The organism is Streptomyces sp. NPDC001027 (assembly GCF_040299045.1).
Taxonomy (GTDB): domain Bacteria; phylum Actinomycetota; class Actinomycetes; order Streptomycetales; family Streptomycetaceae; genus Streptomyces.
The window spans coordinates 1-16880 of record NZ_JBEPBI010000172.1; the positions used below are offsets into that span (position 1 = coordinate 1).

Below are 16880 nucleotides of genomic sequence, written 5' to 3' on the forward strand. Positions count from 1 at the left end.
GGAAGATCGGCAACGGCATCAGCGTCGGCGTCTCGTCGGAGGCGTAGCCGAACATCAGGCCCTGGTCACCCGCGCCCTGACGGTCCAGCTCGTCCTCGTCGCCCTCGACCCGGGACTCGTACGCGGTGTCGACGCCCTGCGCGATGTCCGCGGACTGCGCGCCGATGGACACCGAGACGCCGCAGGAGGCACCGTCGAAGCCCTTCTTGGAGGAGTCGTAGCCGATCTCGAGGATCTTGTCGCGGACCAGCTGGGGGATCGGCGCGTAGGCCTTGGTGGTGACCTCGCCGGCCACGTGCACCAGACCGGTCGTGATCAGGGTCTCGACGGCGACCCGGGAGGCCGGGTCCTCACGCAGCAGGGCATCGAGGACGGTGTCGCTGATCTGGTCAGCGATCTTGTCGGGGTGACCCTCGGTCACAGACTCCGAAGTGAACAGGCGACGAGGCATGATTCTCCTGGGGTACCGCGGCACCCCCGACGGGACACCGCACAGAACGGACGGTTCGGGTTCCGGCGCCTGCTGCCTGCGGATCAGACCAGGTGCCGGCGCATCCAGTCGGCCAGCACGCCGGAGGCCGCCGCAGCCGCCTCGGGCCAGGCCCGCTCGGCGGACTCGTCGGCCTGGTCGCTGACGTACTTGACGATCCGCACCGGCAGCCCGAACCGCTCGGCCACGGAGGCGATCGCATAGCCCTCCATGTCGACCAGGTCGGCCCGCTCGGCCAGCAGCGTGCGGGTGCGGCCGTCGGCGACGAAGCAGTCACCGGTGGCCAGTGTCGGCCCGGGCTCGGCCCGTACGGTCAGCGGACGGCCGTAGCAGACCCCGCTGAGCCGGTGGAGAACCTCGTCCCGCAGGTCGTGCTGGATGACCCGGGACACCTCGACGGCGCCGCTCAGCGAGCCGCTCAGCGACCCGGCCGTGCCGAGGTTGACGATCTCCCGCGGACGTGCGGACGACAGCGCCCACGCGAGCTCCACGGAAGCCCGCACCTTCCCCATTCCGGTGATCAGCACGGGAAGGCTGTCGTCGAAGTGCGCCGCCTCCGCCTCGGCCGCCGTCACGATCAACGGAAGGTCAGGACGTATGCGGCCTCGGAGACGAGCCGTGAAGGCGGCTTCGGGCAGGGCGGGGAGCAGCACGGGATTCCTGTTCGGGAGGGGCGGGCGCCGGTCGAGAGACGGGCCGACGTCAGGCGTTCCGGACGGTCAGCAGCGTGGCCAGCAGCGCCATCACGGCGAGCACGCTCGGCGCGACGAGCCCCTTGCGGTCGTTCGCCCGGAGATGGAAGACCACGGCCCCGCAGAAGTACAGGAACACCCCTGCGCCGGCGGCGATCCCCAGGGGAGGGTAGGCCAGCCCGGCGAGCAGTCCCGAGGCCCCGGCGATCTCCACCGAGGCCAGCCGGGGCAGCCAAGAGCGGGGCACGCCCACCGCCTGCATCGCGGCCACGATGGACTCCTGTCGTCGCAGCTTGCCGAGCGCCGAGACCAGGAGCACCAGCGACACGACGACGGTGAGAGATGTGTGGTTCATGGACAGGGGTCTCCGGTGGACGAGGCGGCGAGGGACCGTGCGGTGACGGCCGTCCCCATGTTTGCCGCGATCGGTCCAGGAGATCCCTAGTGCTGGAATCCGCAGTCGACAGTCCGCGGGCGCACGAGCCGTCGGCACGGTGGTTCGGGTGCTCGGGATGACGGCCGGCTCCGCCCACTCGTCGAATACGACGGCGATATCCGGGCAACCGAGGATGAAGTCAGCACCGGATCGTGGGCCCGCGTTGAGACGGGAAGGAATGATCGCGGATGTGCCTGCTGTGAGTCCGCTCACGGTGGCATACTCCAAGGAGACTCATGTCTGCCGTAGCCGCCGTGTTTTTCTCAGTGGACTGCATCCTGGTCAGGGGAAGCAGCCTGTCCCGCCTCGTCGAGGAACGCCTCGGACTGAGCGGGGCCTCGAGCGTGCATGAAACCTATGCGACCGACGCCGCGCGCTGGGCGGCGATCCCGGAGAACGCACTGCACACCCAGCTCGCGGGACTGCCGATGATCCCCGGAATCGAGGAGACCACGCAGTGGTGCTGGAGCAACGGCCTGGTGCCGGTCGTCTCCAGCCTCACCTGGACCCCGATCGGCGCGCACCTCGCCGAGCGGTTCGGTTTCCACTCCTATTCGGGGCGCTGCCTGGACGCGAGAAACGGCAGGTTCACGGGCCAGGCCGGCTGTCCGTACACGCCCGCGGACCAGGTCGAGTTCGCCCGGAGCCGTGCCGACGATCTCGGGGTCGCGCCGCACGACTGCGCGGCCGTGGGCGCCTGCCCGACCGACGGCCCGCTCTTCGGCTCGGTGGGCCTCGCCATCGCCTTCAACGCCCCGTCGGAGGTGAGCGCACTCGCGACCACCTCCGTCGAGGGAGAGGACCTGCGTGCCGTGATCCCCGCGCTGCAGGGTCTGACCGCAAGCAAGGTCTGACCGCCGACAGGGCCTGATCGTCGGCAGGGTCTGACCGCCCGCGGGGTTCTCCCTTTCTTCGCCTCCGCAGGCTTGTCGACGGGTGCTCCCGTGATGGGCCGGGGCCGGGCCGAGCCCCTGCCGCGAGGCAAGGCTTCGGCGGAGTCGGGCGGGTCCGGTTCGCTGACCGGACCGGAACGCGACACCGCGGTGCCCCGGGACCACCATCGGCCTGTCGGCATCCCTCACACCGCAAGGAATCAGCGATGAAGAACTCCCGCCGGAGCACAGGCCCGCGCACTCTCGTCGTGGTCGTCTGCATGGCGCTGGCCGTGCTCTGGGCCACCGCGACATCGGCGTCCGCCCTGAACACCCGAACCTACGAGCAGCTGCAGAACGCGGAGGCCCATCGGTACTGTCTGGACATCAAGTCGGAGGACGCCGCCGAGGGCGCCCGCGCGCAGCTGTGGAACTGCACGGGCGTCTCGGAGCAGAAGTTCATCCTCGTGGCCGCCGACCGGGGCCAGGGCCCGGTCCCGGGCCAGTGGACGATCCGCTCGAAGAGCGCGGGCAAGTGCCTGTTCGCCGGTGGCGGCGCCGGGACGCGGGTGACCCAGGTGGGCTGTTACGCGTACAACCAGGCGCAGAGCTGGGAGCTTCGCTCGACCGGTGAGATCGTCAACATCTACTCCGGCCTGTGTCTCGACACGGTGCACGACCAGAAGGGCGCCGCCGTGATGGTCTGGTCGTGCAACGGAAACATCGCTCAGCGCTGGTTCTTCTGAACCGGCAGCCCCACGCTCGCGTCAGACCCCGTCGCACGGTGCCACCGGTGCTGCGCGACGGGGGCGTGCCCGTCCGGTCGCGGGCTGCGCAGGGCCCTGCTGATGGCGCCGCCGACGTCCCGGGCGGTCTCGGCGAGCCGTTCGAGGCAGTGTGCGGGGTCGGTCACGACGAACAGGGCAGCCACCGGGACCTGGCCCCGGTCGTACAGGGGGACCGCGGCGCAGCACACCCCGTCCACCAGTTCCTCGCGGTCGAACGCCACGCCGCGGTCCCGGATCACCGCCGCCTGCCGCGGCCAGGCGGCCGGGAGGGAGTCCTGCGGGATCGCAGACGGCGTCCGGGCCGTCAACACCTTGCCTGCCGCGGTGTGCCAGGGCCAGGTCGCGCTGCCGAGCAGCGGCGCCCACGCGTCCCCCTCGTCAGCCGGCGTGCAGTCCACGACGAGAGTCTGACCGCGGCGCAGCACGGCGATCCCCGCGGTCGCACCGGTGGCCCGCGCCAGTCGGCGTACCGGCTCGGCCGCCGCGGACCGGAGCCGGGGATGCGGTTGCCACTGGCGTCCCAACCGGAAGATCCGCGATCCCATTCGATAACACGTACCGCGCCGCTCCACGGCGCCCAGGCCGACCAACTGCTCCAGCAACCGGTACGCGGTCGTCTTGGGAATTCCGCTCTCCGAGGCCAGCCTGGTCAGTCCGGCCTCCCCGGCGCGCTCCACCGCCTCCAGCAGTGCGAAGGCGCCTTCCAGCACGCTCCGTCCGCCGACATCCGACACCAACGGCCCGCACAGCTGTCTCGCGTCCACTCGTGTCCCCTCCTCGTGGCACCGGGGCTCCGGTCGGCCCCCGCCCCACAGCCTGCGTCCGGAGTGTGGGCCGAGAGCTTGTCGATAGGTTGTCGCCCTCCCGACCGGGGCTGCGACCCCGGGCGGCCCGTTCGAAGCCCGGTCCCCTGTCCTCACGAGGGGCCGGGCTTCGCCCCGTCCTGACCGCGGGCCAGCCTGGCGCGCAGGGGCTCGGCGTCGGGCAGGCCCAGGTCGTCGAAGATCTCCACCGCACGCGCCCACGCCTGACGCGCGGCCGCGAGGTCACCGGCGTCCTCGTGGGTGTCGCCCAGGTACGCGTGACCGATGGCCTCGCTGCGCCGGTCCTCCGTCTTGCGGAACAGCTCGAGGGCCTGCCCGTAACACGCGACGGATCGCGCGTGGCGCCCGAGGTGTCGGTGGATGTAACCGAGGCTGTCCAGGGTGTGGGCCTGGCCGCTGAGGTCTCCGATCTCCTGGACGAGACCGAGTGCCTGCTCGCAGTACGCGAGCGCCCGCCGATGGTCTCCGAGCTTGGTGTGGTACCAGCCGATGTGGTTCAGCGCGATGGCCTGACCGCCCCGGTCGTGCGCGCAACGGTAGTGCTCGAGCGTGTGGTGCGCGTGGTCGAGTGCTTCCGGGTAGCGGCCGTCGGCCGAGGCGACGGCCGCGAGGTTCTGGTGCATGCGGGCCTGTCCCGCCTCGTTGCCCAGTTCGGCGAAGAGGCCGAGCGCGAGCAGGTAGTGGTGCTCGGCCCGGTCGGTGCGCTCCAGTCTGGCCCAGGCGAGTCCGAGGCCGCGGTGGGCGTTGGCGCGGCCCGCCGTGTCGTCCGCGAGGCGGGCCGCCCTCAGGGCGGTGGTGTGGGCGGACGCCAACTCCTGCCAGTCGCCGCGCCGTTCGAGGAAGGTGGTGAGGGTCGCGGCGAGTTGCCAGGTGTGGGCGTCGAAGCCGGCCGGCGTCCGCTCGACCGCGGACAGCAGGACGAGTTGCTCAGCGGTGAACCATGCCAGTGCCGCTCGGTGGTCGGCCGGCCGGCCGGGCTGGGCGCCCGGCAGCGGCGGCGCCAGGGTCAGGGGGTCACGGCGCCGGGTCAGCAGGGCGTCCGCCGCCCAGGCGGTGTGCAGGTAGTGGTCCAGCATCCGCAGGGTCGCCGTGTGCCGGGCGGCGTCGTCGTCCTCGGCCGCGGTGCACTCGGCGGCGTACGCTCGCAACAGGTCGTGGAAGGTGTGGCGGCCCGGTCGGTGCTCGGTGAGCAGGTGCGCGTCGGTGAGCTCGGCCAGCAGGGCTCGGGCGCGTTCCTCGGTGACACCGGCCAGCGCCGCGACGGCCGGCGGGGCGGCGTCGGGCCCCGGGTGAAGGCTCAACATCCGAAAGAGCCGCGCGGCGTTCGGGCTCAGCATCCGGTAGGACCAGGAGAACACGGCCCGCACCCCGCCGGACGGGTCGTCACCGTCCAGTGGGTCCAGACGGCGGTCGGCCGTGCGCAGCTCTTCGGCGAGTTCGGCGAGCGGCCGACGCGGCTCGGTCGCGGCGCGGGCGGCCACCACGGCGAGCGCGAGCGGAAGCCCCGCGCACTGGACGACGATCTCGTCGACCGCCGCGGGTTCGGCGGCCACCCGGACGGAGCCGAGCCGGACCGCGAGCAGTTCCCGCGCCTCTGCCGGGTCGAGCAGGTCGAGGGGCAGCAGGCTGGCCCCCTCGGCCACCGCCAGCCCGGTCAGCCGGTTGCGGCTGGTGACCAGCGCCAGGCAGCCGGGCGCGCCGGGCAGCAGCGGGCGTACCTGTCCGGCGTCGCGGGCGTTGTCCAGCAGGATGAGGACCCGGCGGCCGGCCAGCAGGCTGCGGTACAGCGCCGCCTGTGCGTCCACGCCCCGCGGGATGTTCTGCGGAGACACCCCGAGGGCGTCGAGGAAGCCCCTGAGGGCCTGCGCGGGGGTCACCGCCCCGCCGTCGTCGAATCCCCGCAGGTTCACATAGAGCTGCCCGTCGGGAAAGACGTCGCTCATCTGGCGGGCCCAGTGCACGGCCAGCGCGGTCTTGCCCACCCCCGCAGTGCCCGACACGGCCGAGATCACGACGGCCGTGGGTTGCCGCCCGGCCACGGCGAGGATGTCCCGCAGCCGGGCGAGTTCCTCGCCTCGGCCGGTGAATCCGCCGACGCCCATGGGCAGTTGGGCGGGGATCACACCGACGGCAGAACGGATCCGGACCGGCCCCACGTCGAGGTTCGTCACGGCGGCCGCATCGGCCGGCAACCCGCGCAGAACGGCCTGGTGGGCCTCCCTCAGGCGCTGTCCGGGGTCCGTGCCGAGTTCCTCGGCCAGCCGCTCCCCGATCGCGGCGAAGCACTTCAGGGCTCCGGCGCTGTCCCCCGTGGCGTGCAGGGCCCGCATCAGCGCCTCGGCCAGCGGTTCCGCCAGAGGGTGTTCCTCGAGCAGTGAGGTGAGCGGCGCGACGACCGCGTCCGGATCACCGCCGCGCAACTCGCCCTGCGCCCATCTGACGGCGGCGTCCACCCGCTCCCGCCGCCATGTCTCCCGCACCCGTGCGATCCACTGCCCTTCCAGTCCGGCCAGCGGTTCGCCGCGCCACAGCGCCAGTGCGTCGGTCAGAAGCGACGCCCGTACGCCGAGGTCCTGCCCGCGTTGCCGGGCGAGTTCCGTCAGCCGCCGGAACCGGTGCAGGTCCACCTGGTCGGGGCCGGCTTCCAGCTGGTAGCCGCCGGAGCGCCGCACGATCCGTAACGCCTCACCCGCGCCGTCACCAGTCGCTTCGCATGTGCGCCGGATCCGGGCGACGTGGGCGTACAGCGCGCGTCGCGCGCCGTCCGGCCGGTCCGCTCCCCAGACCCGCTCCGCCAGCACGTCGACCTGGACCGGCCTGCCCGCGTCGACCGCCAGCGCCGCCAGCACGGTACGGCGCTGCGGCGGTCCCAGTTCCACCAGGTTCCCCCGCACCACGAGTTCCACCGGTCCGAGCAGCCGCAACTGCACCACATCGCCCTCCGCACGCCTCCGGCGTCCCTGCAGGCGCCGTACACCTCGGCGGGGCGAACACCGTCTGCCGGGACGCGAGTTCCCGGGCTCATCGTCCCCGGGGCGACGACCCGGGACAACCTGTCGTGGGACCGCGTGGCACTCGATGGCGGTGAGGGGTCTGACGGCGCGGCGCCGACTCCCGCAGCGCATCACGCCGGACCGTCGTTGATGCGCAGCGCGGGGGACGAGGCTGCGCATCGCCGTCACCGACCGCCGGCGCCGAGCGTGCTGGACCTCAGAGGAAGTTGAGAACTTCCTGTGCCAGGGTGACGCGCCTGATCAACAGACGGTCTGCCAACCTGCTGGAGGAGCCTTCCCATGAGCCTGGTCAACGGCCTGCCCGCGCACATATTGCTCGTGCATTTCGTCGTCGTGCTCGTTCCCCTGACCGCGCTGGCACTCGTGGTCTGCGCGATCCGGCCACGGGCGGCACAGCGCATGGGTATCGTGCTGCCGCTGTTCGCCCTGGTCACGCTGGTGAGCGTGCCGCTCGCCACGGAGGCGGGGGAGTGGCTGGAGGAACACGTCCCCAGTAACGCGCTGGTGCGTCGGCACGCCGAGCTGGGCGACGGGCTGCTTCCCTGGGCCGGCGGCCTGTTCGTTCTGACGGTTGTCGTCTGGTGGGCGGCCCGCCGCGCCGTCGCGTCCGGGGCCTCGCGCGGCACTCGCCGGTCCGCCGCACCGTTGCGTGTCGCGATCGCTGTGCTGTCGCTCGTCGTGTCCGCGGGAGCCGTCGTGGACGTCTACCGCATCGGTGACTCGGGTGCGAAGGCCGCGTGGCACGACGGCTTCTCCCGGACGGCGTCGGGTGGTGACGGGGACGGCGACTGACCCGCCGCTGGCTCACCTCGACGATCGCGCCCCGCTCCGGGGCGCATCGCACAAGTCCGTGACGACACGGCCGAGGCCGGACAGGGCGCTGCGATCACCGGGTCGGTCTGCGGCAGAGGCTCCGTACCCGACCCCCGCTTCACAGCGGGCCACACCGGCTCGTTCACTGCTGAGCGCCGTCGCGGCCATGGTCGGCGGCGTATGCGTCGAACACTTCCGTCGGCGGGCCGCCCGTGTGGAGGAAACGCTGGTCGAGGATGGCGGCGAGGTCCTTCAACGCGCCTGCGAGCAGGGTGCCCGTCAGCCGCACCTCGGGTCGTCCCGCCGCCTGCCCGTGCTGGGCGAGCACCGCGGCATAACCGACCATGGCCGCCAGCGACGAGTGATCCTCCCCGTCGTGGAAGTAGTACGCCTCGGCGTACTGGGTGAAGTCGATGCGGACGCGTGTGACTTCGGTGGCCAATCTCTCCAGCAGCAGCGCCCCCGCGGTGCAGTCGATCTGCTCGGTCGTCGGACCGGCGTCGCGCAGCAGAGCCAGTCGGACGGCGAGGACCCTTCTGCGGGTCAGCGCCGGATAGATCTCCAGCACCCAGGAGACGGTGGTCGTCAGGAGGGCGAAACCGATGAGGGCCTCGAGCGGTGAGATCAGACGGAGCCATCCCTCGGCGGGTGCGATGTCGCCCAGCCCCAGGGTGGCCACGGTGACGAGCGACAGGTACAGGGAGTCGAGCAGCGCCGGCTCCCGCGCTGCCCGAGAACCGGGGGAGAAGGCGAACGCCCCGGGCATGTGGGGCCAGTAGACGATCGCCCAGCCCAGGACGACGGTGACGGCCCACATGCTCACGACGGTGACCATGGCGAGCGGCCCGACGAGCCCCACCACGCGGCCGGGCGCGCGGAAACGCCGGGCGAGGCGCCACAGTGCTGTCATCACGAGGCGGCTGAGGCCGCCATGGCGCGTGGGATGCCAGAGCGTGTGGAACAGATCGCGCAGGGTGACCATGACGAGACCGGCTCCGACCAGCGAGACCAACCACTTCATCCGCGTCTCCCACGGCCCTTCGGCATGAAACGGAGACCCGCCTGGAGCCTAGGCCGTGGGAGGCGCGTGAGAGCGCGGATGCGGGTACGCCACGCTCATTCGCTCGGACCATCCGCCTTCAGAACGAGCGTGCAGGTCTCCCCCGGCGCCACGGTCACGGCCCGGTCCGCCAGCATCACACGGATCGCCGACTCCTCCGAGTCGGGCACGCCGATCTGCAGCTGCCCGCTCAGACGCCGTACGCGCACCCCCCAGTGGCCGCGGTAGCGCAGCGAGAAACCGTACTCGGAGAGTGCGGGAAGAGGCACAGGGTCCAGCCACAGGGCATCCTCGCGTGTCTCCAGTCCCGTCAGCCCGCGCTGGACCAGGTCGAGGGTCCCGGCCATCGCCCCGAGATGGATGCCCTCACCGGTCGTGCCGCCCTGGATGTCGGCGATGTCGGCCTCCAGGGCCTCCTGCACGTAGTGCCACGCCTCGGCCCGTCTGGCCCTGGCGAGGACCAGGCCGTGGACGAGGCCGCTGAGCGTGGAGCCGTGGCTGGTGCGGCGCAGGTAGTAGTCGACGGTCGCGCACCAGATGTCGTCGTCCAGGTCGTAGCCGAGGCGCTCGAACAGCTGTCGCAGCTCGCCGGGTGAGAAGAGGTAGCCGAGCATGAGGGCGTCGGCCTGTTTGGACGCCTTGTAGCGGTTGACGGTGTCGCCCTCGGCTTCCAGGATCCGGTCGAGCCGCCGGATGCGGCCGTAGCGCGCTCGGTAGGCGTCCCAGTCCAGCTCGGCCAGATCGTCGTAGCCTTCGAACTGGCTGATGACGCCACGGTGGAACGGCACCCACAACCGTCGGGAGACCTCCTCCCACTTGGACGGTTCGTCGTCGTCCAGGCGGATGCGATCGCGCAGCTCCTCCCGGCGCGAGACGGGAAGGCGCCGCAGGAGGTCCAGAGCACGGCCGAGTACCCAGGCAGCGGTGACGTTGGTGTACGCGTTGTCCTCCAGCCCCGGCAGGTCGGCTCCCGGGTAGACGTCGTGGTACTCGTCGGGGCCGACGACGCCGCGGATGTGGAAGCGCTCCGTGGCGGGGTCGAAGTCGGCGAGGTCCGCCCAGAAGCGGGCGATCTGCAGCAGCATCTCCGCACCCCTGGTGTGCAGGTACTCGGTGTCGCCGGTCGCCTCGCAGTACTGCCACACGTTGTAGGCGATCGCCGAGCCCACGTGGTGCTGGAGCCGGGAGTGATCCGGCAGCCAATGCCCAGAGCTGGGGTTGAGATGCCACTGCTGGGTCTCCTCGCGGCCGTCGCTGCCGCTCTGCCAGGGGTACATCGCCCCGCGCCGGCCGGTCGCGGCGGCGGCTTCGAGGGCCTGTGGGAGGCGTCGGTACCGGTAGTTCAGCAGGGCCCTGGAGACCTCCGGGAAGTGCAGGTTGAGGTAGGGCAGGACGAACAGCTCGTCCCAGAACACGTGGCCCCGGTACGCCTCGCCGTGCAGGCCCCGGGCGGGGACGCCCACGTCCAGCTCCGCCGTGTGCGGCGACAGCGTCTGCAGGACGTGGAAGAGATGGAAGCGCAGGACGCGGCCGGCCCTGCCGGGAACCTGGATCTCCGCTCGCCGCCACAATCGCTCCCAGGCCGCGCTGTGGGATATCAGCAACCCTGCGAAGTCAGCCGCAGAGGACACCCGGCCCACCGCCGCCCCGAGAGGATCGCTGATCGCCGTGTCGCGTGAGGTGTGCAGGGCTACGGTCTTCTCCACGGTGACGGGCTGCCCGGGAGCGAGCGGAACCACCATGCGGTGCACGGCACGGCGGCGAGCCGGGCGGAGCTCCGACGACCTCGGAGGCCGGTCGGTGACGACCGTCCGGGCTGCCATGGCCACACTGATGTCGGAGGTGCTGGTCCGGCAGGTCAGCCAGACGGTGTGGGGTTCGCGCGCCCCGGTCCGCACCTGGGTCAGCTGGTGGGGGTTGAGGGCACGGTAACGGTGCACGTTGCCGTTGAGCACCTCGCCGTCGAGGCACGACTCGATCTCGACCTCTCCCGACCAGTCCTCGGCCGTGAAGACCGTGCGCAGCGCGGCCAGATGAGGATCGCCCATGTGCACCAGACGGGTCTGCTCGACAGCCAGCACGCCCGCTCTCTCCTCCCGGTGGCGGAAGAATCGGGTGAGCGTGGCGCAGCGTGGATCGAGGGTCTGCCGGTGGTCCAGGAGGGTGTGCGGACGCGGGGTGAACCACGGGCCCCACTCTCCCTCGGACAGGCGCAGACGGAAGCGCAGGAGCAGCCAGTTCGGCAGGTTGACCAGGTCCTCGTTCACCACCTGCCGTCCCGCCACGGTCGACTCCGGGCGGTTGAAGAGTCCGGCCGCGTAGGTTCCCGGGTAGTGCACCAGGCCCGCCCGGCACTCGGGCACCGCACCTCTGGTGGCGAAGTAGCCGTTGCCGAGTGTGCAGAGCGATTCCCGCAGCCGTTCGGCGCCGCGGTCGTACCCGTTCCACTCCCACGTCCACTCCGTCATCCGTCGCCCTCCTCAGTCGGAACTCGTGGAAGCGGGGCTTCCACGGCGAACCTCAGACCCGCTGAGGGACGACGCCGACCGGGCAGGCGGAGTGGTGCAGCAAGGCGTGAGCGACACTGCCGCGAACCGGGGGCTCCCGGGACGGACTCTGCGGGAGGCGAGCCCGGCAGAACCGGACTGCGCCGGGCCCCTACGGCGGTCAGGGAGCAGCCCCGCGCTTCGGCCTCGCGGGCGGCGAAGGGGTCGTGAAGCTGGGCGTGTTCCGCGCAGGAGGCGACGATGTGCTGCGCAGTGACCTCTCCGGCGGGGCGACCGGCGCTGCACGAAGGCCGGACTCTTTCGTGACGCTCCCAGAGCGAGGCACGGAGGAGCCGCAGCGGCAGGCCGTGACGGGACGCTTCGTCGTTTCCCGGTGCCGATCCTCGTGGGCGATGGCGGCCCTCAGGTTCAGCAGGGCGGTATCGCAACCGAGATGACGGCCGCGGGTATCGGGGTCGGAATGCGCCATGGCGCGGTCGAAGTCGGCACACGCCTCGAAAGCGCGGTTGCACCGGAGGCAACGGAAGCGCCAGGGCTGCTCGTTGTGCAGGGACGGCGCGACCACCACGTCGCGGAGCGCCGTGCCCGCCCACGCGTCGGATCCCGGTTGGCGCCGGCTGTTTCATCGGAACATCCTTCGAGAGCCGTCGGGACGGGAGCGCTCTTCAGCGGCCCGCGCCTGCCCGGTCATCCATCGGCTGGAGCGATGCGGCGGCCTGTGAGGTGCGAGGGCCGGATCGATACCCACATCTCGCGTGCACCGCCCGGCCAGGGCGTGGTGTGGGCGCGTTCGGTGAGCCTGCGCACGGCGTCAGGATCCGTCACGACGCTCGCGGGACCGACGGCGAGGACGCTCCAGCCCTGACTCAGCGCCTCGTCCATGTGATCGACCTCGAAGGCGACCTCGGTTCCGATGCCTGCGGCGGGTGTGGATTCGGGCGCGGTCCGGAAGACGATCGCGTCGTCCACGACGTCGTAGTTGACCGGCACGACTGCCGGGTGGCCGTCGCGCGCCGACACCGCGATGTGTCCCACACCGTGGGTGGAGAGCAACCTGCGGCATTCCTCCGAACCGATGTCCCGCAACTGAGGATGCCGCAGCGCCTGACCTTGGCCGGGCGGCAGATCCATTCCTCCGCCGCGCAGCGTGGTGACGGTGGTGCCCAGGGCGTCGGCCAGCCTGATGAGGGTGGTCACACTCGGGTCGGCAGGCCGTTCCTCCAGGTATTCCAGGTATCCGGGGGACATCCGGGCGCGGTGGGCCGTCTCCTCGCGGCTGAGCCGCTGCCTGTGGCGTTCGACGGCTACGCGTCGGCCGATGTCACCGGGGCCGGGCGTCCTGGGCGGCACGGCGTCCGCCTGAGCGCCACCCGGCTGTCCGTGTTCAAAATGGTGGATGTGCGCGTCGGGTCCTGGGAACACGAGCGTCACTTCGTCCGTGTCCGACCAGCGCACGTCGTAAGGGGGCGTTCCGTCCTCGTGATGGAGCCCGACGATCTCGCCGTCGCGCTTGGCGGCGCCGGTCGTGGTGCGTTCGATGACGAGTTGGTCGCCGAGGTGCGCTCGCATGACGTCAGCCTCCTCAGAATGGTGCTCTATCCAACGTGCCACGTGCGTCCGGCACCCGCACGGGCGGATCACACGGGGCCGCCCGCTCGTTCACGACGCCGGGAGGACGAAGACACATCTGATCCTGGACACCGGCACCACGGAACTCACCGGTCACGGGACCGCGCGCTGCAGTCCGGCGGATGCGAACGTGCCAGATCAAGACGAACCGTCCATTCCCACGTATGCGGCATCGCTTTTCTCCTCACCTCGGTACGGACCGATGCGCCCCTGACGGGGCTCGTTCCGGCGCTTGCCGCGCGGAGGCGCCCGGCCGAGGGCAGCTCTCCCAGGTCCGCGGCGAATGTCTCCCGGCACTCGTCGAGTGTGGGCCGCCTACCGGTGCGCCGCCCGTTCGCCATCACCGCCTCGGCTCGTACGGCTCCCTGCTCGCCTGCACCCTGCACGACGCCCTGCCCGGCCGTCACATCGCCACCCAGCCGTCGTCGACAAGGACCTCACGGCTGCCCTGCTCGCCGAGGACCTCACGGCCGACTTCCGCAAAGGCTTCCCCGACGGCTCGATGGGGCCCAAGGCCGAGGCGGCCGCCCGGTTCGTCGAGCGGACCGGAGGGCTCGCCGCGATCGGGGCCCTGGACGCCGCGTACAAGATCGTGCACGGCCGCTCGGGCGCTCTGATCCGCCCGGATCTCGCGGCCGGCTGACGGAGTGGGCCGCACGGCCTTCCGTCCCGGGCCGCGCGGCCCAGCCGTGGGCGCTGTCCGGCACTCCCCGCGACGATCACCGACGACAAGCATGGAAATGCCGGACAGGACACCGCCGCCGCGATGCGCCCGTCAGCCGTCCCACCGCGCCGGGCCGTACAGCGGGTCGGTCGGTCCCACACCGGGACCAGTGGCCCCTTCGCGACGAAACCCCCGACGACGACGCTGGAACCGGAACCCTCGCCCCAGGAGGTGGAGATCATGCTCCGCACCATCACCGTAGGTCTCGACGGCTCACGGGAGAGCCGTGCCGCCGCGGAATGGGCGGCACGGGAAGCGAAGCTGCGCGAGCTGCCGCTGAAGATCGTCCATGTGTGGGAGCCGGCGCCGGAGCCGATGGCCCAGGCGCCTCTCCTGGGCGCGGCGACCCGGCAGCACTGGACCGAGCGAAGCGTGAGCGGGGAGCCCCCGGCCGAAGGCTGGGGGCGCATTCCCCGAGAAGCCGCCGAGGGCATCGGCCTGCGCCACCCGGGCGTCGAGGTGATCGTGGAGCAGCTGTCCGGATCCCCCGGTGACGTACTCGCCGAGGCGGCGAAGACCGCCGAGATGCTCGTCCTGGGCTCGCGTGGCCTCAGCCGAGTCGGCGGTTTCATGGTCGGCTCCGTGGGCCTGTCCGCCGTCGCCCACGCGGACCGCCCCGTGGTGCTGGTCCGGGCGCTGGAAGGGGCCGCCGACGAGCACGAGCCGGACCCGGCCGGCATCCCCTCCGCCGCGACACCCTTCCTGCCCGTGGTCCTCGGACTCGACGTCGAGCACCCCGACGAGACGCTGATCGAGTTCGCCTTGGACTCCGCCAGGCGCCGGGCGACGTCCCTGCGGGTCGTCCACGGCTGGAACCCACCGACGTACTACGCGTACGGCACACCCGTCAGCCCCGCCCTGCACGAGGGACTGGCGCTCGCCGACGCCGAGGCTCTGGCGGAAGTGCTGCGGCCCTGGCGGCAGAAGTACCCGGACGTGGACGTCGTCGAGGACTCCCGTTACGGCAGCGCGGCCGTCCACGTCGTGGACGCCTCCCGCGGCGCCTCGCTCGTCGTCGTGGGTCGGCGTATCCGCCGCAGCCCGCTCGGCGCCCACATCGGGCACGTCACGCACGCCGTCCTGCACCACTCCGGCGCCCCCGTCGCCGTAGTCCCCCACGCCTGACCACCCTGTCGGAAGGAGTGCACCGCCGTGACCGTACGCGTCGGCATCAACGGCTTCGGCCGTATCGGCCGCACCCATCTGCGTGCCGCCCTCGACCGCGCCGAGGAAGGAACCCAGGACGTCGAGGTGGTCGCCGTCAACGACATCACCCCACCCGCCACCTTGGCCCACCTGCTGGAGTACGACTCGACCTGCGGCCGCATCGGACGCGACGTCGAGCACGACGACAGCTCCGTCACCGTCGAACGTGACCCGGCCGCCCTGCACTGGTCGGACCACGGCGTCCTGCGCGTCTCCAAGGCCCCATCGTCTCCCGCGACGTCATCGGCGACCCCTCGTCCTGTGCCTTCGACCCCGCGCTGACCCAGGCCAACGGCGCCCTCGCCAAGGTCTTCGGCTGGTACGACAACGAGTGGGGCTACACCAACCCTCTGCTGGACCTGACGGCGTTGGCGGCGGACGACTGACACGTCCCGATCGCTCGTCGTCACGGCCGAAGCGGGGCCGGCCGGCGGCCACAGGAGGGCCGACCGGCCCCAGAGCGGCCCCGTACAGCCCATGGGCTGCTTCTCCGCTCCGCCGGATGATCGAAGTGCCGAAAGCCAAGGAGGAGACCCGCGATGACGGACGACCTGCTCGACCGACCCAGGGTGCACGCCCTGCTCGCTGACGGCACCACCGTGTGCATCCGGCCGGTGCTGCCGGGTGACCACGAACAGCTCCAGGGGTTCTACGAAGGGATGTCGCCGGAGAACCTCCGCCTGCGCTTCTTCGCGGCGAGCCGGCGCTCGGCCGCCATGGCCGCCGACCGGGCCTGCGCCCCGGCCTGCCCGGGGTACCGCGCCCTGCCGGCGGAGGTGGACGGCAGGGTGATCGGCCTCGCCGAGTACGACACCGGCGGGGAGCGGGGCGGCGCGGACAAGGGCGGCGCGGAGATCTCCGTCGCCGTCGCCGACGGCCTGCACCACCGGGGCGTGGGCACCCTGCTCGTCGAGCACATGGTCTCGGCGGCGCGCGCGGAGGGCATCACCACCTTCACCGCCGACGCCCTGAGCGAGAACCACGAGGTGCTCCGGCTCTTCGCCGACCTCGGGCTGCGCACCTCCCGCCGCTTCGAGGGCCCGGAGGCGCGCTGCATCGTCCGCCGACTGGACGACGCACGCCCGCGTACCGAGGAGCAGGCACAGGCAGTGCACGGCGTGGCCGACGACTGGCTGCGCCGGCTGTGAAAGGAGGCGGACCACCATGACCGACACCGTGCTGGTCACCTACGGAACGACGAACGGATCCACGGCGGAGATCGCCGAAGCCGTCGCCGACGTCCTGAGAAAGAGCGGGCTGACCGTCGAGGCACGTCCTGCCCGATCGGTGACGAACGTGGCGCGTTACGACGCCGTCGTGGTCGGCGGTGGGCTCTACGCGGGGCGCTGGCACAAGGACGCACGGCGGTTCGTCCGCCGCAACCGCGTCCTCCTCGCGGAGCGTCCGGTGTGGTTCTTCAGCAGCGGGCCGCTCGACGCCTCCGCATCCGAGCGGGACATCCCGCCGGTGCGAGGCGTGCAGCGGGCCATGACCCGGCTGGACGTCCGGGACCACGTCACTTTCGGCGGATGCCTGGAGGACGGCGCCAAGGGGTGGGTGGCCGGGATGATCCTCCGCTCCGGCAAGGGCGGCGACTTCCGGGACTTCGGCGCGATCCAGGCCTGGGCGGGAGGCGTCGCCGACGCGCTGACGCACGCCTGACAGGAGGAGCGGAGCGAGGAGGAGGGTCCGGCCCGCCAAGCGGTCCCGGCGCCCGGTGAGAAACCGGCGCCGGGGCCGCGCCCATGGGGGGCCGGATCCCCGCGGAAGGTGATCCGGTGGTTTGGGCAGTTAGGAAGATGACACCTCTTAACTCCACACACGC

14 protein-coding genes and 3 pseudogenes are annotated in these 16880 nt (G+C 71.7%); 9 read left to right on the top strand and 8 right to left on the bottom strand.

The features are described 5' to 3' along the window. From ABT300_RS31690 to ABT300_RS31700, 3 genes are all read right to left on the bottom strand, one after another. Positions 1-451, bottom strand: a 451-nt coding sequence (locus ABT300_RS31690) for an S-adenosylmethionine synthetase N-terminal domain-containing protein (RefSeq protein ID WP_351682966.1), incomplete at its 3' end; no start/stop codon positions are given. Between the two features lie 83 nt (positions 452-534). Next, positions 535-1143: a nucleosidase gene (locus ABT300_RS31695; RefSeq protein WP_351682968.1), complete on the bottom strand. Its 609-nt coding sequence runs from the start codon at positions 1141-1143 to the stop codon at positions 535-537. Between the two features lie 49 nt (positions 1144-1192). Then, a complete protein-coding gene (locus ABT300_RS31700) occupies positions 1193-1537 on the bottom strand; it encodes a DoxX family protein (protein WP_351682970.1) in 345 nt (114 codons plus the stop codon). A 317-nt stretch (positions 1538-1854) separates the two neighbouring features. Between ABT300_RS31700 and ABT300_RS31705 the strand changes: the two genes are divergently transcribed. Then, positions 1855-2472: an HAD family hydrolase gene (locus ABT300_RS31705; RefSeq protein WP_351682973.1), complete on the top strand. Its 618-nt coding sequence runs from the start codon at positions 1855-1857 to the stop codon at positions 2470-2472. Positions 2473-2717: 245 nt separating this feature from the next. Next, on the top strand, positions 2718-3236 hold the full coding sequence (locus ABT300_RS31710; protein WP_351682976.1) for an RICIN domain-containing protein: 519 nt from the start codon (positions 2718-2720) through the stop codon (positions 3234-3236). Here ABT300_RS31710 and ABT300_RS31715 read toward each other — a convergent pair. Further along, positions 3218-4042, bottom strand: a complete 825-nt coding sequence (locus ABT300_RS31715) for an IclR family transcriptional regulator (RefSeq protein WP_351682978.1) — start codon at positions 4040-4042, stop codon at positions 3218-3220. The genes ABT300_RS31710 and ABT300_RS31715 overlap by 19 nt on opposite strands. A 152-nt stretch (positions 4043-4194) precedes the next feature. Next, positions 4195-7035: an AfsR/SARP family transcriptional regulator gene (locus ABT300_RS31720; protein ID WP_351682981.1), complete on the bottom strand. Its 2841-nt coding sequence runs from the start codon at positions 7033-7035 to the stop codon at positions 4195-4197. Positions 7036-7395: 360 nt separating this feature from the next. On the opposite strand from ABT300_RS31720, the gene ABT300_RS31725 reads away from it, so the two are divergent. Further along, complete coding sequence (locus ABT300_RS31725; RefSeq protein WP_351682983.1) at positions 7396-7908, top strand: DUF2231 domain-containing protein; 513 nt, start codon at positions 7396-7398, stop codon at positions 7906-7908. 163 nt (positions 7909-8071) lie between these two features. On the opposite strand, the gene ABT300_RS31730 is transcribed toward ABT300_RS31725, so the two are convergent. From ABT300_RS31730 to ABT300_RS31740, 3 genes are all read right to left on the bottom strand, one after another. After that, positions 8072-8950, bottom strand: a complete 879-nt coding sequence (locus ABT300_RS31730) for a potassium channel family protein (protein ID WP_351682985.1) — start codon at positions 8948-8950, stop codon at positions 8072-8074. 95 nt (positions 8951-9045) lie between these two features. Next, positions 9046-11457: a glycoside hydrolase family 65 protein gene (locus ABT300_RS31735; protein ID WP_351682988.1), complete on the bottom strand. Its 2412-nt coding sequence runs from the start codon at positions 11455-11457 to the stop codon at positions 9046-9048. 726 nt (positions 11458-12183) lie between these two features. Continuing rightward, positions 12184-13065 carry a pyridoxamine 5'-phosphate oxidase family protein gene (locus tag ABT300_RS31740; protein WP_351682990.1) on the bottom strand — a complete coding sequence of 294 codons (882 nt, stop codon included), beginning with the start codon at positions 13063-13065 and terminating at the stop codon, positions 12184-12186. Here ABT300_RS31740 and ABT300_RS31745 point away from each other — a divergent pair. From ABT300_RS31745 to ABT300_RS31770, 6 genes and pseudogenes are all read left to right on the top strand, one after another. Further along, entirely contained in the window at positions 13064-13339 is a 276-nt protein-coding gene (locus ABT300_RS31745; protein WP_351682993.1) for a dsRBD fold-containing protein, read from the top strand. The genes ABT300_RS31740 and ABT300_RS31745 overlap by 2 nt on opposite strands. A 204-nt stretch (positions 13340-13543) precedes the next feature. Beyond that, positions 13544-13768 (top strand): annotated as a pseudogene (locus tag ABT300_RS31750) (carbamate kinase); the annotation flags it as partial. Positions 13769-14029: 261 nt separating this feature from the next. Then, positions 14030-14974, top strand: coding sequence for a universal stress protein (locus ABT300_RS31755; RefSeq protein ID WP_351682996.1), 945 nt, complete (start codon positions 14030-14032; stop codon positions 14972-14974). A gap of 27 nt (positions 14975-15001) precedes the next feature. Continuing rightward, positions 15002-15441 (top strand): annotated as a pseudogene (locus ABT300_RS31760) (glyceraldehyde 3-phosphate dehydrogenase NAD-binding domain-containing protein). A gap of 153 nt (positions 15442-15594) precedes the next feature. Next, positions 15595-16131 (top strand): annotated as a pseudogene (locus ABT300_RS31765) (GNAT family N-acetyltransferase); the annotation flags it as partial. Positions 16132-16219: 88 nt separating this feature from the next. Then, positions 16220-16717: a flavodoxin domain-containing protein gene (locus ABT300_RS31770; protein ID WP_351682999.1), complete on the top strand. Its 498-nt coding sequence runs from the start codon at positions 16220-16222 to the stop codon at positions 16715-16717. Positions 16718-16880 lie beyond the last annotated feature (163 nt).

Coding starts and splice junctions, on each gene's coding strand:
- ABT300_RS31755 (WP_351682996.1), top strand. CDS start 14,030: ATGCTCCGCACCATCACCGTAGGTCTCGACGGCTCACGGGAGAGCCGT.
- ABT300_RS31735 (WP_351682988.1), bottom strand. CDS start 11,457: ATGACGGAGTGGACGTGGGAGTGGAACGGGTACGACCGCGGCGCCGAA.
- ABT300_RS31770 (WP_351682999.1), top strand. CDS start 16,220: ATGACCGACACCGTGCTGGTCACCTACGGAACGACGAACGGATCCACG.
- ABT300_RS31745 (WP_351682993.1), top strand. CDS start 13,064: ATGACGTCAGCCTCCTCAGAATGGTGCTCTATCCAACGTGCCACGTGC.
- ABT300_RS31700 (WP_351682970.1), bottom strand. CDS start 1,537: ATGAACCACACATCTCTCACCGTCGTCGTGTCGCTGGTGCTCCTGGTC.
- ABT300_RS31725 (WP_351682983.1), top strand. CDS start 7,396: ATGAGCCTGGTCAACGGCCTGCCCGCGCACATATTGCTCGTGCATTTC.
- ABT300_RS31705 (WP_351682973.1), top strand. CDS start 1,855: ATGTCTGCCGTAGCCGCCGTGTTTTTCTCAGTGGACTGCATCCTGGTC.
- ABT300_RS31710 (WP_351682976.1), top strand. CDS start 2,718: ATGAAGAACTCCCGCCGGAGCACAGGCCCGCGCACTCTCGTCGTGGTC.
- ABT300_RS31740 (WP_351682990.1), bottom strand. CDS start 13,065: ATGCGAGCGCACCTCGGCGACCAACTCGTCATCGAACGCACCACGACC.
- ABT300_RS31730 (WP_351682985.1), bottom strand. CDS start 8,950: ATGAAGTGGTTGGTCTCGCTGGTCGGAGCCGGTCTCGTCATGGTCACC.